We start from the raw sequence: 25,193 nt of genomic DNA, 5'->3' as shown, positions 1-25,193 counted from the left end.
ATAACTTGTCATAACAAGTAGATTCTGCACCGCCAGGGTGCTTCTTTCCGTTCATTCACCGACCAAGGAAACGATCATGTCCGCAGCCCGAGCCTTCTTATTCCGTTCCGCCGCCGCCGCGCTGGCGCTCGCCGCCGGCACCGCCGCCGCCCAGGCGCAGAGCTATCCCGCCAAGCCGATCACGCTGATTGTGCCGTTCGCCGCCGGCGGCGGCGTCGATGCCACGGCGCGCCTGCTCACCGCCAAGCTGGGCGAGCAGCTCAAGCAGCCGGTGGTCATCGAGAACGTGGCAGGCGCGGCCGGCACCATCGGCACGCAGCGGGTGGCGCGCGCGCCGGCCGACGGCTACACCCTGCTCTTCGCGGTGGCCAGCCCGCTCAACGTGGCGCCGCTGGTGGCGCCGTCTGCAGTGCGCTACGACAGCTTCAAGGATTTCGTCCCCGTCGCGACGGTGGGCACCTCGCCCTTCGTGCTGATCGGCAAGGCCGCCCTGCCCGCCCGCACCACCGCCGAGCTGATCCAGCTGGCAAAGGCGCAGCCCGGCAAGCTCAACTTCGGCACCGACGGCGTCGGCACGTCGCTGCACATCACGGCCGAGATGTTCAAGCAGCGCGCGGGCATCGACCTGATGCACGTGCCCTACAAGTCCGGCCCGCAGGTGCTGACCGACGTGGCCGGCGGGCAGGTCGACCTCGCGGTGCTGCCGCTGTCGCTGGCGCTGCCCTTCGTGAAGGACGGCAAGGTCAAGGCCTTCGGCGTCACCTCGCTGGCTCGCTCGGCGATCGCACCGGCGATCCCGACACTCGCGGAGTCGCCCGAGCTCAAGGGGATGGAGATGGATGCCTGGCTCGGCGTCCTCGCCCCGGCCGGCACCCCGGCCGCGGTGACGGCGGCCTGGGTCAGCGCCCTCGATGCGACCCTCAAGGATCCGGAAGTCATCCGCAAGCTCGGCGAAATCGCCGTCAAGCCCCAGCTGATCGCCGGCCCCGCCTTCGCCGACTACCTGGCGAAGGAACGCAAGACCATCGCGGGCGTGGTGCAGACCGCCGGCATCAAGGTCGAATAGAAAGAAGTCATCCCCATGCTGATGTCGCTCGCCAGTGCCTGGATCGTGCTGCCCGCCGTGCTGCTGGCCGGCGGCCTGATCGGCGCGAGCGGCATCGGCGGCGTGCTGCTGGTGCCGGTGCTGACCAAGCTGGGCGCGGTGCCGCTGCCGCAGGCCATCGCTGCCGCCTCGCTGGGCTTCGCGCTGCCGGCACTGGTTGCGCTGCGCCCGCTTGCGCGCCAGCGGGCGGAGGCGGCGCGCTGCGTGCCGTTGCTGGCCGGTGCCCTGGCCGGCGCGTGCGCGGGCGCGCTGCTGGTGCGCTGGCTGCCCGCCGCCGCGCTGATGACCGGCGTGACCCTGCTGGTGCTGTTCTCGGGCTGGCGCGGGCTGCGTTCCTCGGCGAAGGCATCGCAGCCCGCGGCACCGCTCGGCACGCCGGTGCTGCTTGCACTCGGCGTAGCGGTCGGCCTCGGCTCCGCGCTCACGGGCACCGGTGGCCCGGTGCTGGTCCTGCCGCTGCTGATGCTGCTGCGCCAGCCCGTCGGCTTTGCGGTGGTGGCCGCGCAGGCCGTGCAACTGCCCGTGGCCCTGGCCAGCAGCGCGGTTCATGCGATCGAAGGCCGCCTCGACCTCCGGCTGGCCGCCCTGTGCGGCCTGCTGATGCTGGCGGGCTCCATCGCCGGGCAGCGCGCCGCCGCCGGGCTCGACATGCGGCAGCTGCAACGTTTCGTCTCACTGCTGCTGCTGGCCGTGGGCGCCTGGTTTGCCTGGCTGCTGCTGGCCTGATCGATCATTCAAGGAAAACGCCATGCTGTCTCCCGAACTCCTGCAGTCAGGCCGGCCGCTGCTGCTGGCGCCCGAGTGGGTGATGCTGACCGACGGCCCGCGCCAGGGCCTCGGCGTCTTGGTGCGCGACGGGTACTTCGCACAGGTGGCCCCGCTTGCCGAGGTGCGCGCCGCGCATCCGGGCCTGGCAGCGATCGATCTCCCGCAGCGCCTGCTGATGCCGGGCCTGGTCGATACCCACACCCATCTCACCCAGTCCTTCGGCAAGGCATTGGCCTTCGGCGAGCCGTCGGAAATCTTCCGCCGCATCTGGGTGCCGATGGAGGCCACGCTCGACGCCGACGCGGCCTATCTCTCCGCCAAGCTCTCGGCACTGGAATCGCTGCGCGGCGGCTTCACCACGGTGGTCGATGCGGGCACGCGCTCCGAAGCCGGGCTCGATGCGGTGGCGAGCGCAGCGCGCGACGCCGGCATCCGCTGCGTGCTGGGCATGATCTGCAACGATGCAGGGCTGGAAGGCGACGAGGCCGCCGGGCGCCGCATTCTCGATGCCGCCGCCACCTTCCTCGCGCGCCTCGAGCACGACCCGCTGGTGCACCCCTCGCTCGCGATCTCGATCCCCGAGGCCGCGACCGACCGCATGCTGCGCGCGGTCGCCGCGCTGACGCTCGAAAGCGGCCGGCGCTTCCAGACGCACGTCAACGAACACCTGGCGGCCGTCGAGCGCTCGCTCGTCGCGCGCGGCCTGCGCCCGCTGGAGGTGCTGCAGGCCTGCGGCGCGCTCAACGCCTCGGCCCTGCTGGCCCATGCCACGCTGCTGACCCCGCGCGAACTGGGCCTGTTGCGCGACAGCGGTGCCGCGGTGGCCTATAACCCCGTCGCCAGCCAATGGAAGGGCAACGCCGTGCTCGACGCTGGCCTGCTCGAAGTGCTCGGCGTGCCCTTCGGCCTGGGCACCGACGGCACGCGCGCCGATGGCTTCCGCCTCATGGACGCCGCCGAGGCCACGCAGCGCCTCACACACGGCTTGGCCAACGGGGACTCCTCTTGCGGCGGGGGCTGGCTCTGGCTCGACCACGCGACGCACCGCGGCGCCGAGGCCGCGGGGCTGGGCGCGCTCACCGGCCGCATCGCCGACGGCCTGGCCGCCGACTTCCTGCTCCTCGACCTGGACGTGCCGGAGTTCGTCCCGAGTTGGGACCTGAGCTGGGAGCTGGTGCGCCTGGCGAACCGCGACCAGATCGAGGCGGTGTTCGTGCACGGCGCGCTGCGCCTGTGGAAGGGCTGGCCGGTCGACTGGGACGCCCGCGCGCTGATGCGCGAAGTGGCGGAGATCGCACGTCGCGATGTCAGCCGCGCGCCGATCCAGCGCGTGCATCCGGTCGCCGATCTGCACCGCGCCCGGCAGCGCCCCGGCAATCCCGCCTGAAGCTTTCATACGGGCGGGCTACGATCGGCCCATGCCTTCACGCTCGCCCCGCGACACCCTGGCGGCACTGCTCGCGCTGGCCTGCACAGCGGCTTGGGCCGGTCCCGAGAAGAAAAACTGGTTCGACGATCCCTTCTTCCAGGTGTCGTCGGGCGCGCGCGGCTGCCCCGTGCCGGAAGGCCCGCTGTACACCGCCGAGGAGCGCCGCTCCCAGATGCATGCGCGGCTGGAGCGCGGCACCAGCTGCTGGCTGGAGGGCCGCTGCAAGGACAGCAACGCCTACCGCTACGACAAGGTCATCGCGCCCCAGGTGCAGGCCGCCCTCGCCGCCGTGCCCGGGGTTGGCCGCGCCAGTGTGTGGGCCGTGGTACAGCGGCGCTGGGTCTACCTGCAGGGCTGCGTGCCCTCGCGGGTGCTGGCGCGCAGGCTCGAGCAGGCCGCGCGCGCCGTGCCCGAAGTCGAGCTGGTCGTCGACGACCTGATGGTCGGCACGCGCGACAAGCCGCCGTATCCCGTTGCAAGCCCCTGACGTCATCGGCAGAGAATCAGAGACGTGCAGAACAAGAGACATTACAGAGCAAGAACAATGACCGATCGCAAGAACCACCTCGACACCCGCGCCACCACCCTGTTGCTCGCCTGCTGCGCCTTCTGGGGCCTGCAGCAGATCCTGATCAAGACCACGGTGCCCGAAGTGCCGCCGCTGTGGCAGGCCTCGATCCGCATGGCGGGCGCGGTCGTGCTGCTGTGGCTGTGGTGCCTGTGGCGCCGCGTGCCGCTGTTCGATCGCGATGGCACGCTCGGTGGCGGCCTGCTAGCCGGGCTGCTGTTCGCGGGCGAGTTCGTCTGCATCTACATCGGGCTGCAGCACACCACGGCGTCGCGGCTCACGGTGTTTCTCTACACCGCGCCCTTCGTGGTGGCGCTGCTGCTGCCGCGCTTCGTGCATGCCGAGCGGCTGCGCGGCGTGCAGTGGCTGGGCCTCGCGATCGCCTTCACGGGCGTGGTGGCGGCCTTCAGCGAGAGCTTCGGCCACAGCAGCTCCGGCCAATTGCTGGGCGACGCGCTGGGCCTCGCGGCCGGCGTGCTGTGGGGGCTGACAACACTTGCGATCCGCACCACGCGGCTCGCCACCGCCAGCGCCGAGAAGACGCTCTTCTATCAGATCGCCGTCACCGCGGCGGTGTCGCCAGTGCTGTCGCTGGCGCTCGGCGAACGCTGGGGCTTCGCCTACTCGAGCTATGCGTGGTTCTCGATCTCGGTGCAGACCGCGATCGGCGCCTTCGCGAGCTACCTGGCGTGGATGTGGATGCTCAGGCACTACCCGGCCACGCGCATCTCTTCCTTCACCTTCCTCACGCCGCTGTTCGCGCTGGTGTTCGGCGTGGTGCTGCTGGACGAACCGCTCACGCTGCAATTGGTGCTGGCGCTGGCGGGCGTGGCCCTGGGCATCGTGCTGGTGAACCGGCGCACGAGCCCCACGGTGCAAGCCGAAACCGTGCGCCGTGCAAACTGAAGAGTTCTTCGATCTGCACGACATGCGGAGACTCCAGCGATGAACTTCCAGCCTCTCCTCGACGAGATCAACGAAGAGATCCGCCCGATGCTCGGCGAGGCCGGCACGGTCGCCAGCTACATCCCCGCGCTCGAGCGCGTGCCGGCGCGGCAGTTCGGCATCGCGCTGCGCACCTGCCAGGGCGAGGAGGCCGCGGCCGGCGATGCCGCCACGCCCTTCTCGATCCAGAGCATCTCCAAGCTCTTCACCCTCACGCTGGCGATGCGGCACCTCGGCGATGCGCTGTGGGAACGCATCGGCCGCGAGCCCTCGGGCAATCCCTTCAACTCGCTGGTGCAGCTCGAGAGCGAGCAAGGCAAGCCGCGCAATCCGTTCATCAATGCGGGCGCCATCGCGGTCGCGGACCGCCTGCTGAGCGGCGGCGATGCCAAGGCGGAACTGCTGGCGCTCATGCACAGCCTGTGCGGCGAGCCGATCGGCTTCGATGCCGAGGTCGCGGCCTCCGAGGCGGCCACGGGCTACCGCAACTACGCGCTCGCCAACTTCATGAAGAGCTTCGGCAAACTCGACAACGCAGTCGACGCGGTGCTGGACCTCTACTTCCACCAGTGCGCGCTACGCATGAGCAGCGTGCAGTTGGCGCGCGCGGCCGGCTTCCTGTGCCGCGACGGCCGCCACCCGCGCGCTGGCGAGGCCGAGATCACCACCGAGCGCCATGCGCGGCGCATCAACGCGCTGATGCTGACCTGTGGCACCTACGACGCCGCCGGCGATGTCGCCTTCTCGATCGGCCTGCCCTGCAAGAGCGGCGTGGGCGGCGGCATCGTGGCGGTGGTGCCCGACCGGCTCACGCTGTGCGTCTGGTCGCCGGCGCTCGACGCGACGGGCAATTCGCTGCTGGGGCGGGAGGCGCTGGAGCTGTTCGTCGCGAAGACGGGGCTGTCGGTGTTCTGAGCGTTGCCCGGCCCCGCGCGCGCCGGGCCGCAGAAGCGCCATCGGCTGCAACGGCTAGCCGAACTCCAGCAACGTTTCGATGACCCGCTGCGTGGCACCGTCGAGCGTGGCCTGTGCGCGGTACGCGATGGCGAGTTGGCGCGTGAGCTTCGGGCTCAGCGGCCGCGTCTGCACATGTGCGTCGGCGACCGTCCCCTTGTCGGGCGCCGGGAGCAGCGCCACGCCGTAGCCGGCGGCGACCAGCCCGCGCATCGCGACGTCGTAGTCGTGCTCGATGCGTGCACGCGGCGCGAAGCCGCCGCGGGCGAACCATTCCATGGTCAGCGCGTACATGCGCGAACCCGGCTCGTTCATGATCAGCGGGTGCTGTGCCAGCCACGCGGGCGTGACGCGGCGCGGCACCTGCCAGCGCGCTGGCAGGAAGGCCATCATCGAATGCTGGCGCCAGGGCTTGAGCGCCAGGCCCGGCATTGCCGGCTGGGGCAGCGCGATGATGGCCAGGTCCAGCGTGCCGGCCAGGATGCCTGACACCGAGTACTCGGAACCCAGGAAGCTCGGCGTGAGCACGATGTCAGGGTAGCGCTCCAGCAGGGCGTGGAACACCGGCGGCAACAGGTCGACGACCACGCTGGTGGTGCTGCAGCCGATGCGCACCCGGCCGGCCAGCCCCTGGTGCTGGCGCCGAACTGCGTCGATCGCATCGTCGGCGTCGCGCAACAGGCGCCGGCCACGCTCCACCAGAACAGCGCCGGCGGGCGTGGGCATGACACGGCGCGCGCCGCGCACGACCAGCGGTGCGCCCAGGCGCGATTCCAGCTCGCTGACGTGCAGGCTCACGGTGGGCTGCGCGAGATGCAGCGCCTGCGCGGCAGCGGAGAAGGTGCCGAGGTCGGCGATGGCGACGAGGGTGCGGACTTGATCGAGGTTGAGCTGTCGCATCAGGAATGCTGATTGGTGGCTTCAGAAATCTCAACTTCCACAATAGCACGTGGCGCCGCACCATCGGCCTCCATGACAGGAGAAGGCGCGATGGAACTGAAGATGCAATGGCTGGGCCGCGAGCCTCTGCAAGCAATGAGGAGCTGGCTGGCAAAAGCCATGTCCCGCCGCCGCGCGATGCGGCACGCGCTGCAGCTGAAGGCCATGAGCGAATACGAGCTGCGCGACCTCGCCATTGGCCGCAGCGAAGTGCCGGCCCTGTTGCGCGGCCCGGCGGAGCGCGGGGATCAGCCGGGCCGCACCGGTTCGTAGTCCTTCTGATCCGCGAGGATCGATGCCGCCCTGTACGCGGAGCGGCCTGCGGTCTTCGTGTAGACCACCAACGTCTTCCACTGGCGTTCGCGCTCCTGAGGAGTCATGGAAGTGCCCTGCTTGAGCAGCACCTGGCTCACTTCGAGCAGGGAAATCGCGGCCGTGAGGCAGAAGTGGACCGCCGACTCCTCAGGGTCCTGTTGATACCTCGCCCGCTCGGCGTGCACTGCCATGGCCTGGTCCTTTTCGCTCATGGCGGCGAGAAGCGTCGGTCCGTAGAAGGGTATGGCGCGCCGGTCCGGCTTGCCGCTGCCCACGGCCTGGTCGAGTTCAGCCAGGGCGCGTTCGATGTTCAGCATCGTGTTCATGACGTTTTCCTCAGGCTGCGCAATCGACGATCGCGAAATCGACACGGCGATCCGGCGCATCGACGACATCGTCCGTGCCGCTGCCCACCAGGTTGTGCCTGGAGCCCATGCCGATGGTGCGGGTGCGTGCCGCCAGTTCGGTGGCCTCCGCGCTCAGCTTCTGCTTGATGAACAAGGCACGCCGGGCGGACAGGCTGTCGTTGACCTCCTCCGGGCCGGTTCTGCTGGTGTGGCCCACGATGTCCATGCAGATCTTGGCGTTGCTCGCCTGCCTGGCAATCTGGCGCAGCCACATGCCATACGCGGTGGTGAGACGGGGGTCGGCCCAGAACTCCGTGCTCCCCGGATTGAAGAGGAACTTCACGCTCAGGTTCTTCTGCGCGAGCCCGTAGGCGACCAGGCGCCCGAACGCGCTCTCGGCCTCGGCCGTGCGCCCGAGCTTGACGCTGCTCAGGTAGATCCCGCTCAGGACCCGGATCTGGTTGCCGGCCGGTGTCGCCGCCAGTCCTCGGTATTCGACCAGCGCCTCGCGATAGCGGCCGCTGTTGTAGAGCCTGGCTGCGTCGTTGATGGACGCTGCCGCGCCGATTCGGCCCAGATAGCCCGCGTCGGCCAGGTTGCCGGGACGCGTAAGGGTCGTGCGAACGTAGCCCTCTACCGTCTCGTCCTTCATCAGCACCGGGCTGTCCCGGTAGTAGCCGATCGGCTTCATGTCGGCAGCGTCCAGGCGCGCCAGGACCGAAGTCTGGGCCAGCACGCCGCCGGTCTTGAGATCCAGCAGCGCAAGGTCGAGGCGATGCCCGCCCTGGGCGCGCGACATGGACCCGACGATCAGGTACTTCGCGGACTTGAGGTTGGCCGCCTCGAAGGGGACGAGTTCGAAGTACCGGGCCTGCTGCACGCGCTCGCTGATGGCAACGTCCAGCTGCTGCGTGGCGGACGTCTGCTGTCCGCTGTCGGCATCGAGGGTGGGGTCGAGCACGACCGCTCGCCGGTCCGACCCGGCCAGCATGCTGGAGAACGGCTGCGCCTCGTCGAGCAGCGCGTCGGCGGCAGCGCGGATGGCGCGGTCGAAGGGCAGGGCCTCGGCGGCCACCTGCGGGGTACTGCAGCCCACCAGGGTCGATGCGCCAATGCCCAGCAACAGGCTGGACAGCAGCGGCAAGGTGAAGACACGGGTTCCTATTTGCATTGGCTCTTCTGGAAGGTGAGTTCGTCGGGACTCAAGCTGTCCAGCGACGATTTCAGGACGAGGTCGCTGCATCGCTGCACCGTGCCTGCCGCCGCGAGGGCTGGCACCGGATCGGCGTTCGCGCGCGCAGCGCGCGGCCCGGTTTCAGCGGGCTGCAGCGCGGAGACCGCGGGTTTGGCTCGCGGTGCAGCAGGGCGAGCTGCTACGGCAGGGACCGGTTTTGAGGGCGCCCCCGAATTCGCCGATCCCCGAGCTGCGGCTTCGGACGACTCCGCCGGGGCCAGATTCGAGAGGACCGGCGTGAGTTTTTCAACGTCCTGCCTGGGCGGCACCGCAGGGGACTGCGGCTCGGGAACCGCTGCCGCGGCCGGCACGACTTGCGCGGACGCCTCCGCCTGCACAGGACCGTGCCGAGCGCCCACCCACCATGCGGCGCCGCAGGCGAGGACGAGCGCGAGGAGCATCAGCGCGCGGAATCCGGTGCGACGCGGCAAGGGCGCCATGAGCACTGCCCCACCGGTAGGCGCGAAATCAGTTGGGGCCGGCTGCGAAGCGGGACTCTCCGCGGCTGCCACGGCGGTGACGCTGGCCGCAAGTGCTGCCCCCGCTTCGGAAGCGAGCGCTTCGGCGGGCGTCAAGGATGGCCGGATCGCGACGATCGGCTGCGCATCGATCGATGCCCGGAACTGCGCCACGTCCTGGGGCCTGGCTTCCGGGCGCAGCGAAAGGGAGGCGTCGATGGTGCGCAGGAACTGATCGCTATAGAGGCCGCCATAGGTGTCCGCCAGGGGCTCGAAGCTGTCACTCACCACACGCCCCGCCGAGGCCGGCGGCAATTGGCCGGAGATGGCGTAGTAGACGACCCCGGCCAATGCGTAGATGTCCGTCCAGGGACCCTGGGCCATGGCGCCGCCGTACTGCTCGATGGGCGCGAATCCCGGCTTCAGCACCGCGGTCAGGCTCTGGGTCATGTCGCTGATCACGCGCCGGGCGGCGCCGAAGTCCAACAGGACCGGCCCAGCGCTGGTGAGCAGGATGTTGTCCGGAGAGATGTCGCGGTGCAGACAGTTCTCGCGGTGGATGACCGCCAGCGCATCCAGCAGTGGATGCAGCCATTCGCAAAGCTGGTCCTGCGAAGGCGCAGTCTGCTCGCCGGCCAGCATCTCCTTCAGCGTCGGGCCCTCGTAGTAGGGCATCGCCATGTAGGCGGTTCCGTTCGCTTCCCAGAACCGCAGTACCTTGAGCAGCGCGGGATGGTCGAACCGGGCGAGGAGGCGGGCTTCGTTCAGGAAACTCTTCAGGCCCGCGTCGAAGGTACCTCGGTGGCGCTCGGAGCGCATCGACACGCCCAGAAAGTCCTCGCCGCGGATCGCCAGCGTCGAGGGCATGTACTCCTTGAGCGCCACGTGCCGCTCCAACACCGGGTCCCAGGCCAGGTAGACGATGCCGAATCCGCCTTCGCCCAAGGGACGCAGGATCTGGAAGCCCTCGATCGTTGTTCCCTCGAGCAGTGCCTGCCTCGAAAGCGCGCTGGTCCATCGCCGGTCTCTCTCGCCGGCGGCTTCCACCCTTGTGTCCGGGAGTGTGGCCGTGTACGCGGGCTGCAGCACGGTTCGAGTCTGCGCACGCAGGGGCGCATGCTCCAGCGGCCTGACGCAGCCCATACAGAACCTTGCCGCCACGCGATTTGCGGCTCCGCAGCTCGGGCAGATCGCCTCCATCCGGGGACTTGGGCGGGCGGCTTCAGGCGACAGCGGCGTGGCGGACATGACGTGTACGCACCGGGTCGAAGCCCTGGCGGCTCAAGCAGCCGCCAGCCGGAGAAGTGCGAAGCCGAAGGACGCCGTCAGCGCAATCACCAGCAGCGCCTTGAGCCATACCCTTTCCCTGTCTGCGCGCATCGAACTGCCGCCCAACGACGCGTACGAGGAAGGCCGCTCGACCCTTCCAGGTTTCTCGGTCCACCAACCGGTATTTGTTTCGTGTTCTTGCATGCCTAAAAGTATTAATCCTTTAGGAAATGGCACGTACGTCTTTTTACATAGCTTGCAAGTTGCATCGTGATCTCCGTCACGAAATTTCGCACCAATGTGGTGCCAGCGCGGCTGGCTACGTCGAACGCGGCCGCGTCGACTCGCGCACCACGAGCTCGGGCCGCAACACCACCGTGGAAGCCGACAGCGACTTTCCCTCGATCTCGTCGAAGAGCATCTCGGCGGCGCGCCAGCCCAGCTCCCGGTGCGGCAGGCGGATGGTGGTGAGCGGCGGATCGACCATGTCGACCAGCGGCATGTCGTTGTGGCCGGTGATCGAGATGTCCTGCGGCACGCGCAGGCCCTGCGCGCGCAGCACGTCGTAGGCGCCCAGGGCAACGAGGTCGTTGCAGCACACCACGGCGTCGGGCCGCTCGTGCCGGGCGAGCAGTTCCCCCATCGCTTGTCGACCGGCCTCGCGGCTGTAGCTCTCGCATTCGACGACCGAGGCAAGCTCCAGGCCGCGATCGCGCAGCGCCTGCTCCACGCCCTGCCGCCTGGCCACGCCGGTGGGCACGTTCTGCGGCCCGGCCAGGTGCGCGATGCGCCGGTGGCCGGCCCCGACCAGGTGATCCACCGCCAGCTTCATCGCCAGGCGGTCATCGCTGACCACCGCCGGCAGGCGTCCGCTCTCGTCGGCGCGGTTCACCAGGACCGTGTGCATGCCGGCCTTCTGCAGGTAGTCGACGAGCGGGTCGTCGCGGGTGGCGATCGCCATTACCAACCCGTCCACCTGTTGCGCCAGCATGCGCTCGACCACTGGGCGCGCCAGCGCGTGATCCATCACGTTGGTCACGAACACGAAGTAGCCGCGCGCCGCGGCACTGGCCTCGATGCCCTGGAGGATGGGCGGGAACACCGGGTTGGTGATGTCGGGCACCAGAACGCCGATGGTGTGGGTGCGGCCGGTGCGCAACGCCGAAGCGGCACGGTTGGGCCGATAGCCCAGCCGCTGCGCCGCCTCCTCGACCACGCGCAGCACCTCCTCGCTGATCATCCCGCGCTTGTCCGGGTTGAGGGCGCGCGAGACCGTCGAGACGTGCACGCCGGCGGCCTGCGCGACGTCGCGGATCGTGACCGGGGAAGACAAATGGGTGCTCATTTCATGCAAACGATTGATGCAAAGGCTGGTGCAAGCATCGCCTTATTGTCATTGGGGATTCTCGCAAACCCCGATTTTGCTGGAAATCTTGCCTCCCCCATAATTGCAAACGTTTGCAGACCACCAGAGGCACCCCCATGAACATCGTGACCACCCCCGATTCCGTGCTCCGGATGGCGACCGCCGCCATGTCCCGCACGCCCGACGAGCGCCTGAGGACCGTGATGGAGGCCCTCACGCGCCACCTCCACGCCTTCGTCCAGGAAGTGCGCCTGACCGAGGAGGAGTTCGAGCAGGCGCTGGAATTCATCGTCGGCATCGGCCAGGCGACCGGCGAGAACAAGAACGAGGTGGTCCTGGCCGCCGACCTGCTGGGCGTCTCCACGCTGGTCGCCTTGCTGAACAACCAGGACCCGCAGGGCGAATCGCACGCGGCGCTGCTCGGCCCTTTCTGGCGCGCCAATGCACCGCTGTGCGGGGCCGGCGAGTCGATTGCGCGCTGCGAAACGCCCGGCGTACCGCTGGAGGTGACGGGCGTCGTGCGCGACACGCAGGGCCGCCCGATCGCCGGCGCCATCGTGGATGCCTGGCAGGCCTCCCCCGTGGGCCTCTACGAGAACCAGGATCCGCAGCAGGACGACATGAACCTGCGCGGCCGATTCGAGACCGATGCCGAGGGCCGTTTCCATTTCCGCACCGTCCGCCCGGCGGGCTATCCGGTGCCCACCGACGGCCCCTGCGGCGTCCTGCTGCGCGCGCAGCAGCGGCATCCCAACCGGCCCGCGCACCTGCACTTCATGGTGAGCAAGCCCGGCCACAAGGTGCTGATCACGCAGGTCTTCGCCGACGACGACGAGAACCTCGAGAGCGACCCGGTGTTCGGCGTCACGCGCCGGCTGATCGGCCGGTTCGAGGCGCAGCGAGACGGCCAGGCCGCCACCCTCGCGCACGACTTCGTGCTGGAACCCGGCGAAATGAAGTTTCCCCGTCCGCCCATTCCCTGAATTCCTTCCTTCTTAATCACCTGCATCGCATGAGCTTCGATCCCACACCCCGACTCGACGGCAAGGTGGCCGTCATCACCGGCGGCCTAGGCGCCATCGGCTACGCGACGGCGCAGCGCCTCGCGGCGCTCGGCGCCAGCTGCGTGCTGCTGCACCGCGGCACCGGCGATGCGGCCCAGCGCACCGCCGCGCTGCCTGCCGCGAGCGGCCAGCGCCACGCCGCGCTGCGCGCCGACATCGTCGACACGCCCAGCCTGCAGAAGGCCGCAGCCGACGTGAAGGAGCGCCTCGGACGCTGCGACATCCTGGTCAACAGCGCGGGCCACACCCAGCCCGTGCCCGCGGCCGATCTCGACGGCCTGACCGACGAACTCATCGACGACCTGATGCGCGCGAACTTCCGCGGCGTCTTCGCCACCATCCGCGCCTTCGCGCCGCTGCTCAAGGCCAGCGGCGACGGGCTGGTGGTCAACATTTCCTCGATCGCGGGCTTCACCGGCGTCGGCAGCAACCTGGCCTATGTCGCGGCCAAGGCCGGGCTGGACGTGGTGGGCGACGCACTGGCCAAGGCGCTGGCGCCCGCGGTGCGGGTCGTCTCGGTCTCGCCGGGCGCGGTCGAATCCGGCTTCGTGGCGGGCCGCGGCGAGGACTTCAAGGCCAAGATGGCGACGACGACGCCGCTCGGGCGCATCGGCAAGCCCGAGGATGTGGCGGCCACGGTCGAGGCGCTGGCGACCACCCTGCGCTTCGTGACCGGCACACGGATCGTGGTGGATGGCGGGAGACACTTGTGAAGGCCAAAACCTTGATTACCTGCGCGGTCACCGGCAACCTGGTGAAGCCCGAGCAGACGCCGCACCTTCCGATCACGCCTGCGCAGATCGCCGACGAGTGCCTGGCCGCGGCCGAGGCCGGCGCGGGCCAGGTGCACATCCATGTGCGCGATCCGGAGAGCGGCAGGCCCTCGATGCAGGTCGAGCTCTACCGCGACGTGGTGGACCGCATCCGCAAGCAGAACCGCGAGCTGATCATCAATCTCACGACCGGCCCCGGCGGCCGCTTCATCCCGAGCGAGGACGACCCCAAGGTCTACGCTCCCGGCACCAGCCTCCTGCCTCCGGAGAAGCGCGTTGAGCACATCGCGCTGATCAAGCCCGACGTGTGCTCGCTGGACCTCAACACCATGAACTCGGGCCCCGACGTGGTCATCAACACGCCGAAGAACGTGCGCCGCATGGCGAAGGTGATCCGCGAGGCGGGCGTGAAGCCCGAGCTCGAGATCTTCGACTCCGGCGACATCCACATGGCACTGGACCTGATCGCCGACGGCACGCTCGAGGGCCCGGCGATGTGGACGCTGGTGCTGGGCGTGAAGTACGGCTTCATGCCCACGCCGCAGACCGTGATGTACGCGCGAGACATGCTGCCGCGCGGCGCCTTCTGGAGTGCCTTCGGCATCGGCCGCATGGAGTTCCCGATCGTGGCCCAGGCCTGGCTGCTGGGCGGCCATGTGCGCGTGGGCATGGAAGACAACATCTACCTCGAGAAGGGCGTGCTGGCCGAGAGCAACGCCCAGCTGGTGGCAAAGGCGCGCGACATCATCGAAAGCCTCGGCGGCGAGATCGCGAACCCGCGCGAGGCTCGCACGATGCTCGGGCTGGCGGGAGGAACCGGCCGATGAGCGCAGTCCTGAACACGGCGACGGCCGCCCGCGCCGTGCGCGTGCACGAGAAGGCCGCGACGCTCGACGCCTTGAAGCTCGACATCGCGGCGCAATCCGAGCCTGCCGCCAGGCCCGGCTTCGCCGTGGTGCGCGTCGGCGCGGCGGCGGTGAACCCCAGCGACGTGAAGGCCAGCCTGGGCCTGATGCCCCAGGCCGTGTGGCCGCGCACCCCGGGCCGCGACTTCGCGGGCGTGGTGGTCGCGGGCCCGACCGAGTGGGTGGGCCGCGAGGTCTACGGCTCGGGCGGCGACATCGGCATCACGCGCGACGGCTCGCACGCGCGCTTCCTCTCGCTGCCGGTGGCCGCGCTGCATGCTCGCCCGCGCAGCATCTCGATGGACGAGGCCGGCGCCGTGGGCGTGCCCTTCGTCACCGCCTTCGAGGGCTTCCGCCGCAGCGGCATGCCGCAGGCGGGGCAGACGGTGCTGGTGCTGGGCGCCAACGGCAAGGTGGGCCAGGCCGCGGTGCAGCTGGCCGCGCAAGGGGGGGCGCGCGTGATCGCGGTGCAGCGGCGCGCGGGGCCCTTCGAAGGCTTCGCCTGCGGACCGGTCGACGTGGTCGACGCCGGCGCGGGCGATGTGGCCGCGCAGGTGCGCGAGCTTACGAACGGGCGCGGCGCCGACATCGTCTACAACACGGTCGGCAGCGCCTACTTCGAGGCCGGCAACAAGGCGATGGCCAAGGGTGCGACGCAAATCTTCATCGCCACGCACGACCGCGCGGTGCCCTTCGACATCTTTGCCTTCTACCGGGGCATGCACACCTACGTGGGCATCGACTCGCTGGCGCTGGACTGCGTGGCCGCCACCGCGCAGCTCGATGCGATGCGGGAGGGCTTCGAGCGCGGCACCCTGAAGCCCTTCCCGGTCGCGCGCGCCTTCACCCTCGACCAGGCGGCGGACGCCTATCGCCTGGTGCTCTCCGGCAGCACCGACCGCGTCGTACTGCGGCCCTGAGGGAGTGGCCATGCACGTCACCCGACTCGACCAGGCGCCCGCCTACGAGGCGCCGAACCACTTCGACATGCGCTGCCTGCGCCTGCAGGGCAAGGAAGCCGGGCCCAGCGCGCAGATGTGGATGGGCATGAGCCAGATCCTGCCCGGTGGCCACACCGGGCTCGACGGCTCGCCCATCGAGAAGCTCTACCTGGTGCTCGAAGGCCAGCTGCATGTCGTGTCCGAGCTCGAGGGCCAGCGCGACGAGCAGGTGCTCGGCCCCTACGACTCCTGCCGCTTCGCGCCGGGCGAGAAGCGGCAGCTGGTCAACCGCAGCCCGCGGCCGGTGCTGGTCGCGCTGGTGATGGCGAACGCGCCACCCGCCGGCACTGAGCTCATTCCTTCCCCTTCACCCATCGAAAAGCAGAGACAACCATGACGCCATTCATTCACGCCCGCCGCCGGCTCCTCGCCGGGGCGCTGGCCGCCCTCGCCTTCACCGGCGCGCACGCCCAGGGCGACTGGCCCAAGGGCCAGACCATCAAGCTGATCGTGCCCTTCACCGCCGGCAGCGGCACCGACATCGTGGCGCGGCTGGTGGCCGAGCGCCTCGGCCCCGCGCTGGGCACCAACGTGATCATCGACAACAAGCCCGGTGCCGGCGGCACGCTGGGCGCCGCCCAGGTGGCGAAGGCGCCGGCCGACGGCTACACGCTGCTGGTCCACTCGGCGGGGCACCTGGTCAACCCCTCGATCTATCCCAACCTCAGCTACGACACTCTGAAGGACTTCGCGGGCATCACGCCGATGGCCAGCCTGCCCAACATGCTGGTGGTCGCGCCCAATCGCTTTGCCGACGTGAAAGACCTGGTCGCGCAGGTCAAGGCCAAGCCCGGCAGCTTCAACTACGGCTCGGCGGGCAACGGCTCGGCCACGCACATGAACGCCGAGGTGTTCCGCCTGGCCGCAGGCGTGCAGGCGCAGCACGTGCCCTTCCGCGGCACGCCCGAGGCGATGACGGAGGTGATGGGCGGGCGCATCGACTGGTTCTTCGCGCCCATGGTGTCGGCCCTGCCGCTGGTGAAGGACGGCAAGCTCAAGGCGCTGGCAGTGGGCACCGGCAAGCGCTCGGGCGTGATGCCGCAGCTGCCCACCACGGTGGAGGCCGGCGTGCCGGGCTCGGAGTACCTGTTCTGGGTCGGGCTGTTCGCGCCCGCGAAGACGCCCAAGCCGGCCATCGAGCGGCTGCAGGCGGAGGTCGCGAAGATCATGACGGCGCCCGACCTCAAGGAGCGGCTGGACAAGCTGGGCGCCGAGCCCTTCGTCATGCCCTCGGCCCAGTTCGACAAGTTCATCGTCGAGGAGACCGCCAAGGCGCAGCAGGTGGTGAAGGCCGCCGGCATCAAGGTCGATTGATGGCCATGACGCCGTCGGGAGATGCGCCGGCAGTCGGCCGAGGCGCTCACTCGTAGAGCGTCAGCGGCCCGCAGTTCTCGTCGGTGACGAAGAAGGCGATGAGCTTCGCGGTGCGCGCCGGGTCCGGATTCTCGGCGAACACGTGCAGCGTGCCGGGCGGCTCGAAGAAGCTCTGGCCGGCCTGGTAGTCCGCGGCCGGCGTGCCTTGCAGTTGGGAGCGGACCGTCCCCTCGACCACCACCGCGGTGACGGAGCCCGGATGCCGATGCGCCGGCGAGTAGGCCAGCGGCGGAAACTCGACCAGCACGGTGGTCTGGGACTTGCCGGGCACGTTGGGCAGGGGTTCGCAGGACAGCGGCTTCACCACGGTCGCCGGGCGCGCGGCCGCGCCATCGGCGGCGGCGGCGGGGGCCGAGGCGAACATTGGCCGGCCCAGGCTGCTGCACAGATCGTCGAACCACCGTGCGGCCGCACGCGGCGCAGCGGGCGCAAGCAGCATCCACCCGGCGGCCAGCCCGATGGCCATGATCGCCGCGTTGCGGCGCGGGGCAACGAACAGGGCGCTCATTGCAGGATCTCCGCCGGCCAGCGCAGCGCCGCATGCCAGCCGAGTTCGCGCCGTGCCTTCTCGGTGCTGAGCTCGGGGCCCTCCTCGGCAATGTTGTAGATGCCGCGCGCGTCGCGTTGAACGGCCAGCAGCGCCGCCCATGCGGCTGCTTCGACGTGGACCGGGGTGGTGCCGCGCGGGGTTGGCGTCGATGTGCCGGGGCCGTAGAACTGCCCGTAGCGCAGCACGGTCCCCGCCAGGCCGGGCGTTTCGAGCGCCAGTGTTTCCAGCGCCGCCACCCCGCGCACGGTGATGCCGCGCGAGTCCCCGGCCGTGACGTCCAGCGGCTGCTCCTCGCGCCAGGGTTTCGGGCCGGGCGCGTAGCCCCAGGCGATGCTCTGCGCAATCAGGCGCTGGCAGCCGGCTGCGAGCGCCGCGGCCACCAGGTTGCGTGTGCCTTCGCTGCGGATGCGCGCATTGCGCACCACCGCCTCTGCCATTCGCGCGGGGTCCAGGTCGCGCGGCAGGTCGGTGAGTTGGTGGATCACCACATCCGGCGCGACGCGCTTCAGCGCAGAGGCCAGCGCCGCCGCGTCGAAGATGTCGACCACCACCGGCGCCACCTCCTGCGCCTCGAGCGCGCTGGCCCGGTCGGCGCGGCGGGTGCTGCCGTACACCGCGTAGCCGGCGTCCACCAGCAGGGGCGCCAGCACCGAGCCGATCGCGCCGGTGGCGCCGGCGAGGAATATCCTGTTCTGGGTCATGGGTCCTCCGTGTCCTTTCCTGCGATCTCGAGGCTTCAGCTTAGGGCTACCATGCACCGCCCAAAAGATCCAAGAATCGCGAAAACGACCAAGCCATGATGAGCACCGAAAGCGCCTTTCGCGCCGATCTGCTGCAGCTCGATCGCAGCCGATCGGAGCCGCTGTACCGGCAGATCGTTCAGCGGCTGCGCGACGCCATCGAGCAGGGGCTGCTGCGGCCCGGCGCGCGGGTCGCCTCGGCCCGCAGCCTGGCGGGCGAGCTCGGCGTGGCGCGCGCCACGGTGGAGCTGGCTTACGGTCAGCTGGCCGGCGAGGGTTATCTGCTCGCGCGCGGGCAGGCCGGCACGGTGGTCTCGCCTCGATTGCCGCCGCGGGCGTCGGCGCGCGTGGACCGTGGCAGCACGACAAGCCTGCTGACGCTGGCACCGGTCGGCGCGCCACCGCCCTTCCAGCTCGGTATCCCGGCGCTCGACGCCTTTCCCCGCAAGCTCTGGGCGCGGTTGGCGGCCCGCCGGATGCGCGCGACCACCATCGCCGACATGAACTACGGCGACCCGGCCGGCTACGCGCCGCTGCGCGAGGCCATCGCGGCGTACTTGCGGGTGTCGCGCGGCGTGGCCTGCAGCCCGGCCCAGGTGTTCGTCACCGCCGGGCATCGCGCGAGCATCGCGCTGGTCTCGCGCGCGCTGCTTGCCCGCAACGACAGCGCCTGGGTGGAAGACCCGGGCTTTCCGCCGACGCGCGAGGTGCTGCAGGCCGCCGGCCAGCGCGTGGTCTCGGTCCCGGTCGACTCGCAGGGCCTGCGCGTCGCCGACGGCCGGCGCCGCGCGGCCGGTGCGAAGCTGGCGGTCGTCACGCCCTCGCACCAGTCACCGCTGGGCTATTCGATGAGCATGGCGCGCCGCCTCGAGCTGCTCGCGTGGGCCGAGGATGCGAAGGCCTGGATCGTCGAGGACGACTACGACGGCGAGTACCGCTACGCCGGGCATCCACTGCCGGCGCTGAAGAGCCTGGACGGGCAGGACCGGGTGCTGTACGCCGGCACCTTCTCGAAGGTCCTCCATCCGGGCCTGGCGCTGGCCTACCTCGTCGTGCCGGAGCCGCTGGTCGAGCGCTGCACGCAGGCCGCGGGTGTCGCGTCCAACGGATGCCCGCAGCTTTCGCAGGCGATCGTCTGCGACTTCCTCCGGGAAGGCCATTTCGCGCGGCACATCAAGAAGATGCGGCTGCTCTACGCGCGCCGGCGCGCAATGCTCGCGGCCGAACTGCAGCAGGCCTTCGGCAAGGCGGTGCACGTCGAACTGCGCAGCGGCGGCATGCACCTCATTGCGCGCTTCGAAGGCCTGGGCAGCGACGCCGCGCTGAGCCGGCGCGCGCAGGCAGCCGGGCTCCACTGCCGCGCCTTGTCGGAGCGCTACGCCGGCAAGCCCGGGATCGAGGGGTTGCTCATGGGTTTCACCAACATCGCCTCGCAAGCCGAGGCGCATCTTCTCGTAGCCAGGCTGCGCGATGCGCTCTTTGTGGTCTAAGCTGCGCCGCCATGACCCAAGCCGTCCTGCTCCTGCTGCACCTGCTGTCCGCCGCCTTCTGGGTGGGCGGCATGGCGGTGATGCATTTCGCCGTTCGTCCCTCCGCCGTCGCGGTGCTGGAGCCGCCGCTGCGGCTGCCGCTGATGGCGCAGGCGCTGTCGCGCTTCTTCGCCGGCGTCTCTGCCGCCATCGCCGTGCTGCTGGCCAGCGGCCTGGGCATGGTCTGGCTGGCGGGCGGCTTCGCGCGCGTGCACTGGAGCGTGCATGGCATGCTGGTTCTCGGGCTGGTGATGATGGCGGTGTTCCTGCACATCCGCTTCGCGCCCTACCCGCGCCTGCTGCGCGCCGTGGCCGGCCGCGAATGGCCGGTGGCAGCGGCCCAGCTCAACATGATCCGCCGGCTGGTGGAGCTGAACCTCGCGCTGGGCGTGGCGGTGTTCGCGCTGGCGATCGTCGGGCGCGTCTTCTGATGTCGCGCCTCAGGGCTGCGTGACCAGCTCGTAGCTGGTGCTGCGCCCACCGGACGCGGACTTCTTCAACACCCCGCGTTCCACCAGGTCGCCGATGTCGCGCAAGGCCGTGTCGGCAGAGCACTTGGCGATGGCAGCCCACTTGCTGCTCGTGAGCTTGCCCTCGAAGCCGTCGAGCAGGCGGTTGAGAAGCTTGATCTGCCGCTCGTTGAGCGGCAACTCTGCCCAGCGCTGCCAGGCGTGGGACTTCAGCAGCACCGCGGACAGCGACGCTTCCGCCCCCTCTACGGCGCGCAGCAGGCAGCCCAGGAACCAGTCCAGCCAGGGTGTCACGTCCAGCGGACCCTTCTGGGTACGCTCCAGCATCTCGTAGTAGTCCTTGCGCTCGCGCTGGATCTGGGCCGAGAGACTGTAGAAGCGCTGCCCGGAGCGCTCGGCGCGAGCCAGCGCCATGTCACCGACGGCGCGTGCGATGCGGCCGTTGCCATCGTCGAACGGATGCAGAGTGACGAACCAGAGGTGCGCAAGGCCTGCATGCACGAGCCGATCGCCTTCGGTGGACTGCTCGAACCATTCGAGGAACCGAGCCATTTCCGCCTCGAGCCGCGCCGCAGGCGGTGCCTCGAAGTGCACCGTTCGCCGGCCTATCGGGCCGGAGACCACCTGCATCGGCCCCGATGCGTCGTCGCGCCACGCGCCCGTGCGGATCGGCGCCAGCCCGCTGTAGCCAGTGGGAAACAGTGCCGCATGCCAGCCAAAGAGGCGCTCACGCGTGAGCGGCAGCCCATGCGCACCGGTGGCGTCGAGCACCATGTCGACCACGCCGTCGACATGCCGGTCCGCGGGCGCCAGCGCGCCGATGTCCAGCCCCAGCCGGCGTGCGATGGAGGATCGCACCGTCTCGGAGTTGAGCCTCTCACCCTCGATCTCGCTGGTCTTGACGACGTCGTCCGTCAGCACCCGCAGCGTGGTCGCGTCGCGCTGGGACAGCCCCAGGTCCGCCATCCGGCCCAGCAGGTAGCCTTGCGCGGCATGGACCGCGGCGAGCGGCGCGGCGAGAACCGAGAGGTCGTAACGCAGGCGCGGCCAGTCTGGGTTCTCCCAGATGTAAAGGCCCTCGTCGCTTTCTCCGCTGTTCATGCGGAGATTGTGCGCCTATTCGCCGCAAGTGGGAGCCTCATTTGCCGCAAGTAATGCGGTGAATAGCGCCACATTCGCCGCAGGACCGCTTAGATCACCCCCGCATCGCGCAGCGCTGCGCGCTGCGACTCCCCGAGCCCCATCTCGGCCAGCACCTCGTCGGTGTGCTGCCCCAGCGCGGGGGGCGCCCGGCGCAGTACCGGCGGCGTGCCCTGCAGGCGCAGCGGACTGGCGACGCCGGCGATCTGCGAGATGCCGTCGCCGGCGTCGCGCGGCAGCGTCACCGCCAGGCCGCGCGCCTTGACCTGCGCGTCCTCGAAGGCCTGGGCAATGTTGTTGATCGGGCCGCAGGGCACGGCCTTGTCCTCCAGCAGCGCGATCCACTCGGCGGTGGTTCGGGTGCGGGTGACGGCCTCCATCATCGGGATCAGCACCTCGCGGTGCCGCACGCGCAGGGTGTTGGTGGCAAAGCGCGGGTCGCTCGCCCACTCGGCCTGGCCGGCAGCCTCGCAGAAGCGCGTGAACTGGCCGTTGTTGCCGATGGCAAGCAGCATGGCGCCGTCCTTCGTGTGGAAGTCCTGGTAGGGCGCGAGGCTCGGATGGCTGTTGCCCTGCCGCTGGGGCGCGACGCCGGTGTTGAGAAAGGCGCTGGCCTGGTTGGCGAGGATGGCCATGCCGACGTCGAGCAGCGCCATGTCGATGTGCTGGCCTTCGCCGGTGCGGTGACGCACTTCGATCGCGGCCAGGATGGCCGTGGCCGCGTAGACGCCGGTGAACAGGTCGGTGAGCGCCACGCCCACGCGCAGCGGACCGCCGCCGGGCTCGCCGTCGGGGCGGCCGGTGATGCTCATCATGCCGCTGGTCGCCTGGATCATCAGGTCGTAGCCGGCGCGCGAGGCATGCGGCCCGTCGTGGCCGAAGCCGGTCACGCTGCAGTAGACCAGGCGCGGGTTGATGGCGCGCAGGCTCTCGTAGTCCAGCCCGTATTGCCTGAGTCCGCCGGTCTTGAAGTTCTCGACCACGATGTCGGCCTGCGCCGCCATCTTCTTCAGCAGGTCCTGACCCTCGGGCGTCGCCATGTCGATCGTGACCGAGCGCTTGTTGCGGTTGCACGAGGTGAAGTAGGTGGCCTGGTCGGTGTCGCGGCCGTGCTCGTCCTTGAGGAAGGGCGGGCCCCAGGTGCGCGTGTCGTCGCCGACGCCGGGCCGCTCGATCTTGACCACGTCCGCACCCAGGTCCGCGAGGATCTGCGTGCACCACGGGCCGGCGAGGACGCGCGAAAGATCGAGAACCTTGATGCCGTCGAGTGCTGCTGGGGTCATTTGACTTGGGGGCTGTCCGTACCCGGCCTTCAGTTCGAGAACGCCGCGATGCCGGTCTGCGCACGCCCCAGGATCAGCGCATGGATGTCGTGCGTGCCCTCGTAGGTGTTGACCACCTCGAGGTTCACCAGGTGGCGCGCGACGCCGAACTCGTCGCTGATGCCGTTGCCGCCCATCATGTCGCGCGCCAGGCGGGCGATGTCCAGCGCCTTGCCGCAGGAGTTGCGCTTGAGCAGCGAAGTGACCTCGACGGAGGCGGTGCCCTCGTCCTTCATGCGGCCCAGGCGCAGGCAGCCCTGCAGGCCCAGCGTGATCTCGGTCTGCATGTCGGCCAGCTTCTTCTGGACCAGCTGGTTGGCAGCGAGCGGGCGGCCGAACTGCTTGCGGTCCAGGGTGTATTGGCGCGCGCGGTGCCAGCAGTCCTCGGCGGCGCCCAGCGCGCCCCAGGAGATGCCGTAGCGGGCGCTGTTGAGACAGGTAAAGGGGCCCTTCAGGCCGCGCACCTCGGGGAAGGCGTTCTCTTCGGGGCAGAACACGTTGTCCATCACGATCTCGCCGGTGATGCTGGCGCGCAGGCCGACCTTGCCGTGGATCTCAGGGGCCGACAGGCCCTTCATGCCCTTCTCGAGCACGAAGCCGCGGATCGGGCCGACCGCACCGCCCTCGCTGACTTCCTTGGCCCAGACCACGAACACATCGGCGATCGGGCTGTTGCTGATCCACATCTTGGCGCCGGTGAGCGCATAGCCGCCCGGCACCTTCTTGGCGCGGGTGACCATGCTGCCGGGGTCGGAGCCGTGGTCGGGCTCGGTCAGGCCGAAGCAGCCGATCCATTCGCCGGTGGCGAGCTTGGGCAGGTACTTCTGCTTCTGCGCCTCGGTGCCGAACTCGTTGATGGGCACCATCACCAGCGAGCTCTGCACGCTGGCCATCGAGCGGTAGCCGGAGTCGACGCGCTCGACTTCGCGCGCGATCAGGCCGTAGCAGACGTAGTTGAGTGCCGGGCCGCCGTACTGCTCGGGGATGGTCGGCCCGAGCAGGCCGAGCTCGCCCATCTCGCGGAAGATCTTGGGATCGGTCTCGCCGGTGCGGAAGCCTTCGAGCACGCGGGGCGCGAGCTGGCCTTGGCAGTAGGCATTCGCAGCGTCGCGCACCTGGCGCTCTTCGCTGGTGAGCTGCTGGTCGAGCAGGAGCGGGTCGTCCCAATGAAATGCGGCGTGGGCCATGGCGGTCTCCGGTGTAGGTGGCGGGGGAAGCTGAGTGCGATCCTAAGCTGCCGCCCCTTCGAGCGCAAACGAAGATTCGGCAACCAGTTATGCGCTTTGCTCACTTCATCGCACAATGCCCCACCAATTCTCATTGGGAAGGTCGCTCGTCAATCCATGTAAGCCCCGCATACCATGCGCCGTAGACTGCCTTCCACCCAGGCCCTGATCTGCTTCGAGGCCGCCGCCCGCCACGAGAGCTACACCCGCGCCGCGCAGGAACTCGCGCTGACGCAGAGCGCAGTCTCGCGCCAGATCACGGTGCTGGAGGACTTCCTCGGCATGGCGTTGTTCCGCCGCACCCGCCATGGCGTGGCGCTGACGCCGGCCGGCGCCGACTACGCACGCCAGATCGCGCGCCAGCTCGACAGTATGGAGCGCGACACGCTCGACGCGATGGCGCGCCAGGGCGTGGGCGGCTCGCTGCAGCTGGCTGCGGTGCCCACCTTCGCCACCCGCTGGCTGATCCCGCGCCTGCCGGACTTCGCCCGGCGCCAGCCCGACATCACGGTCCACATCGAGACCCGCACCCGTCCCTTTCTCTTCAACGACACGCCCTTCGACGCCGCCGTCTACACCGGCACGCCCGCCCAGGCGGCCAACTGGGCCGGCACGCGCTCGGTGCTGCTGCTGAACGAGGATGTGGTGCCGGTCTGCAGCCCTGCGCTGCTCGGCGCGAGGGCGCAACTGTCGCCGGCCGCGGTTGCACGCATGCCGCTGCTGCAGCAGAGCACCCGGCCCGATGGCTGGCGCCAGTGGTTCGACGCCCAGCAGGTCGACGCGCCGCGCGCGCGCAGCGGGCCGCGCTACGAGCTGTTCTCCATGATCGCGGTGGCCGCCGCGCACGGCCTCGGCGTGGCGCTGATGCCGCGCATGCTGATCGAGCCGGAGCTGGCGCGAGGCGAGCTGGCGGTGGCCTGCGACCGGCCGTTGCGCGCGCAGCGGGGCTACTTCCTGGTCACCCCGGCGAGCGCGGACGAGCGGCCCGCGCTCTCGGCCTTCCGCGACTGGCTGGTCGCGCAGGCCTCGGGCGAAGCACCCCCCGCGGAACGCCGCTGAACGGCTGGCCCGCGAAGGGCCTTTGGGTTTAGCATTCCCCCCCGGCATCGGAGCCGGCTCGCCCGCGGGGCGCAGCGCCGCTTCCGGCCGTCACGATGGAGACGCGCGCCATGCCTACCTACCAGTACCGTTGCCAGAAGTGCGGCGAGGTGTTCGAGCACGCCGAGCACATCGCCGAACATGCGACCGTCCAGCTGCGCTGTCCCAAATGCGGGAGCGAGTCGATCGAGCACAAGCCGACGCAGTTCTTCGCGAAGACTTCCAAGAAGAGCTGAACGGTCCGGGCCCGGGCCTGGGCGCGATGGTGCGCCGCGGCAAAAGACGGGGCAGCGCGGGCCGCGTT

The 25,193-nt window shown here is 69.8% G+C and carries 28 protein-coding genes; 17 read left to right on the top strand and 11 right to left on the bottom strand.

Translation table 11 applies throughout. The annotated features are described in order from the left end of the window. The first annotated feature begins 76 nt into the window (after positions 1-76). The 6 genes from E5P3_RS01470 to E5P3_RS01445 are packed head-to-tail and all read left to right on the top strand — an operon-like array spanning position 77 to position 5,730. A complete protein-coding gene (locus E5P3_RS01470; RefSeq protein ID WP_162584371.1) occupies positions 77-1,066 on the top strand; it encodes a Bug family tripartite tricarboxylate transporter substrate binding protein in 990 nt (329 codons plus the stop codon). 15 nt (positions 1,067-1,081) lie between these two features. After that, positions 1,082-1,831 (top strand): sulfite exporter TauE/SafE family protein, encoded by a 750-nt coding sequence (locus E5P3_RS01465; RefSeq protein ID WP_232072945.1) that lies wholly within the window; start codon positions 1,082-1,084, stop codon positions 1,829-1,831. A 22-nt stretch (positions 1,832-1,853) separates the two neighbouring features. After that, a complete protein-coding gene (locus tag E5P3_RS01460; protein ID WP_162584370.1) occupies positions 1,854-3,260 on the top strand; it encodes an amidohydrolase family protein in 1,407 nt (468 codons plus the stop codon). A gap of 31 nt (positions 3,261-3,291) precedes the next feature. Continuing rightward, positions 3,292-3,789 carry a BON domain-containing protein gene (locus E5P3_RS01455; protein WP_162584369.1) on the top strand — a complete coding sequence of 166 codons (498 nt, stop codon included), beginning with the start codon at positions 3,292-3,294 and terminating at the stop codon, positions 3,787-3,789. A 57-nt stretch (positions 3,790-3,846) separates the two neighbouring features. Continuing rightward, positions 3,847-4,776, top strand: a complete 930-nt coding sequence (locus E5P3_RS01450; RefSeq protein WP_162584368.1) for a DMT family transporter — start codon at positions 3,847-3,849, stop codon at positions 4,774-4,776. Between the two features lie 39 nt (positions 4,777-4,815). Beyond that, positions 4,816-5,730 carry a glutaminase gene (locus E5P3_RS01445; RefSeq protein ID WP_162584367.1) on the top strand — a complete coding sequence of 305 codons (915 nt, stop codon included), beginning with the start codon at positions 4,816-4,818 and terminating at the stop codon, positions 5,728-5,730. A 54-nt stretch (positions 5,731-5,784) separates the two neighbouring features. On the opposite strand, the gene E5P3_RS01440 is transcribed toward E5P3_RS01445, so the two are convergent. Continuing rightward, positions 5,785-6,669, bottom strand: a complete 885-nt coding sequence (locus E5P3_RS01440; RefSeq protein ID WP_162584366.1) for a LysR family transcriptional regulator — start codon at positions 6,667-6,669, stop codon at positions 5,785-5,787. Positions 6,670-6,759: 90 nt separating this feature from the next. On the opposite strand from E5P3_RS01440, the gene E5P3_RS01435 reads away from it, so the two are divergent. Next, a complete protein-coding gene (locus tag E5P3_RS01435) occupies positions 6,760-6,981 on the top strand; it encodes a hypothetical protein (protein WP_162584365.1) in 222 nt (73 codons plus the stop codon). Here E5P3_RS01435 and E5P3_RS01430 read toward each other — a convergent pair. The 5 genes from E5P3_RS01430 to E5P3_RS01410 all read right to left on the bottom strand — a co-directional run bounded on the left by E5P3_RS01430 (position 6,957) and on the right by E5P3_RS01410 (position 11,676). Then, positions 6,957-7,349: a hypothetical protein gene (locus E5P3_RS01430; RefSeq protein WP_162584364.1), complete on the bottom strand. Its 393-nt coding sequence runs from the start codon at positions 7,347-7,349 to the stop codon at positions 6,957-6,959. The genes E5P3_RS01435 and E5P3_RS01430 overlap by 25 nt on opposite strands. 10 nt (positions 7,350-7,359) lie before the next feature. Beyond that, positions 7,360-8,541 carry an OmpA family protein gene (locus E5P3_RS01425; protein WP_162584363.1) on the bottom strand — a complete coding sequence of 394 codons (1,182 nt, stop codon included), beginning with the start codon at positions 8,539-8,541 and terminating at the stop codon, positions 7,360-7,362. After that, positions 8,532-10,109: a serine/threonine protein kinase gene (locus E5P3_RS01420; protein WP_232072944.1), complete on the bottom strand. Its 1,578-nt coding sequence runs from the start codon at positions 10,107-10,109 to the stop codon at positions 8,532-8,534. The genes E5P3_RS01425 and E5P3_RS01420 overlap by 10 nt, the downstream gene beginning before the upstream one ends. A 234-nt stretch (positions 10,110-10,343) precedes the next feature. After that, entirely contained in the window at positions 10,344-10,535 is a 192-nt protein-coding gene (locus tag E5P3_RS01415) for a hypothetical protein (RefSeq protein ID WP_162584362.1), read from the bottom strand. A gap of 115 nt (positions 10,536-10,650) precedes the next feature. After that, on the bottom strand, positions 10,651-11,676 hold the full coding sequence (locus E5P3_RS01410; protein WP_162584361.1) for a LacI family DNA-binding transcriptional regulator: 1,026 nt from the start codon (positions 11,674-11,676) through the stop codon (positions 10,651-10,653). 137 nt (positions 11,677-11,813) lie between these two features. On the opposite strand from E5P3_RS01410, the gene E5P3_RS01405 reads away from it, so the two are divergent. Genes E5P3_RS01405 through E5P3_RS01380 form a run of 6 tightly spaced genes read left to right on the top strand, consistent with a single transcriptional unit; the run spans position 11,814 to position 16,754 of the window. Continuing rightward, positions 11,814-12,680 (top strand): dioxygenase family protein, encoded by an 867-nt coding sequence (locus tag E5P3_RS01405; protein ID WP_162584360.1) that lies wholly within the window; start codon positions 11,814-11,816, stop codon positions 12,678-12,680. A gap of 29 nt (positions 12,681-12,709) precedes the next feature. Next, entirely contained in the window at positions 12,710-13,474 is a 765-nt protein-coding gene (locus E5P3_RS01400; protein ID WP_162584359.1) for an SDR family NAD(P)-dependent oxidoreductase, read from the top strand. Beyond that, entirely contained in the window at positions 13,471-14,361 is an 891-nt protein-coding gene (locus E5P3_RS01395) for a 3-keto-5-aminohexanoate cleavage protein (protein WP_162584358.1), read from the top strand. The genes E5P3_RS01400 and E5P3_RS01395 overlap by 4 nt, the downstream gene beginning before the upstream one ends. Next, a complete protein-coding gene (locus E5P3_RS01390) occupies positions 14,358-15,359 on the top strand; it encodes a quinone oxidoreductase family protein (protein WP_162584357.1) in 1,002 nt (333 codons plus the stop codon). The genes E5P3_RS01395 and E5P3_RS01390 overlap by 4 nt, the downstream gene beginning before the upstream one ends. A 10-nt stretch (positions 15,360-15,369) precedes the next feature. Further along, positions 15,370-15,777: a cupin domain-containing protein gene (locus tag E5P3_RS01385; RefSeq protein WP_162584356.1), complete on the top strand. Its 408-nt coding sequence runs from the start codon at positions 15,370-15,372 to the stop codon at positions 15,775-15,777. Next, positions 15,774-16,754 (top strand): Bug family tripartite tricarboxylate transporter substrate binding protein, encoded by a 981-nt coding sequence (locus E5P3_RS01380; RefSeq protein ID WP_162584355.1) that lies wholly within the window; start codon positions 15,774-15,776, stop codon positions 16,752-16,754. The genes E5P3_RS01385 and E5P3_RS01380 overlap by 4 nt, the downstream gene beginning before the upstream one ends. Before the next feature lie 46 nt (positions 16,755-16,800). Here the strand turns inward: E5P3_RS01380 and E5P3_RS01375 are convergent, their stop codons facing one another. Next, positions 16,801-17,322, bottom strand: coding sequence for a cupin domain-containing protein (locus tag E5P3_RS01375; RefSeq protein ID WP_162584354.1), 522 nt, complete (start codon positions 17,320-17,322; stop codon positions 16,801-16,803). Further along, a complete protein-coding gene (locus E5P3_RS01370; RefSeq protein ID WP_162584353.1) occupies positions 17,319-18,065 on the bottom strand; it encodes an NAD-dependent epimerase/dehydratase family protein in 747 nt (248 codons plus the stop codon). The genes E5P3_RS01375 and E5P3_RS01370 overlap by 4 nt, the downstream gene beginning before the upstream one ends. A 95-nt stretch (positions 18,066-18,160) precedes the next feature. Here E5P3_RS01370 and pdxR point away from each other — a divergent pair, with 95 nt between their 5' ends. Both pdxR and E5P3_RS01360 read left to right on the top strand, forming a co-directional pair. Then, positions 18,161-19,594 (top strand): MocR-like pyridoxine biosynthesis transcription factor PdxR, encoded by a 1,434-nt coding sequence (gene pdxR / locus E5P3_RS01365; protein ID WP_162584352.1) that lies wholly within the window; start codon positions 18,161-18,163, stop codon positions 19,592-19,594. Positions 19,595-19,605: 11 nt separating this feature from the next. Next, on the top strand, positions 19,606-20,064 hold the full coding sequence (locus E5P3_RS01360) for a CopD family protein (protein ID WP_162584351.1): 459 nt from the start codon (positions 19,606-19,608) through the stop codon (positions 20,062-20,064). A gap of 9 nt (positions 20,065-20,073) precedes the next feature. Here the strand turns inward: E5P3_RS01360 and E5P3_RS01355 are convergent, their stop codons facing one another. From E5P3_RS01355 to E5P3_RS01345, 3 genes are all read right to left on the bottom strand, one after another. Then, positions 20,074-21,204, bottom strand: a complete 1,131-nt coding sequence (locus tag E5P3_RS01355) for a Fic family protein (RefSeq protein ID WP_162584350.1) — start codon at positions 21,202-21,204, stop codon at positions 20,074-20,076. A gap of 89 nt (positions 21,205-21,293) precedes the next feature. Then, entirely contained in the window at positions 21,294-22,526 is a 1,233-nt protein-coding gene (locus E5P3_RS01350; protein ID WP_162584349.1) for a CaiB/BaiF CoA transferase family protein, read from the bottom strand. Positions 22,527-22,555: 29 nt separating this feature from the next. Beyond that, complete coding sequence (locus E5P3_RS01345) at positions 22,556-23,752, bottom strand: acyl-CoA dehydrogenase (RefSeq protein ID WP_162572384.1); 1,197 nt, start codon at positions 23,750-23,752, stop codon at positions 22,556-22,558. Positions 23,753-23,926: 174 nt separating this feature from the next. On the opposite strand from E5P3_RS01345, the gene E5P3_RS01340 reads away from it, so the two are divergent. Together E5P3_RS01340 and E5P3_RS01335 are read left to right on the top strand one after the other, a co-directional pair. Then, positions 23,927-24,850 (top strand): LysR substrate-binding domain-containing protein, encoded by a 924-nt coding sequence (locus E5P3_RS01340; protein WP_162584348.1) that lies wholly within the window; start codon positions 23,927-23,929, stop codon positions 24,848-24,850. 110 nt (positions 24,851-24,960) lie between these two features. Further along, positions 24,961-25,125 (top strand): FmdB family zinc ribbon protein, encoded by a 165-nt coding sequence (locus tag E5P3_RS01335; protein ID WP_068686286.1) that lies wholly within the window; start codon positions 24,961-24,963, stop codon positions 25,123-25,125. Positions 25,126-25,193 lie beyond the last annotated feature (68 nt).

The sequence above is a fragment of the Variovorax sp. RA8 genome (genome assembly GCF_901827175.1).
Classification (GTDB): Bacteria; Pseudomonadota; Gammaproteobacteria; order Burkholderiales; family Burkholderiaceae_C; genus Variovorax.
Note: the sequence above shows the minus strand (reverse complement) of the source record. Positions and strands in the feature narration are given on the sequence as shown.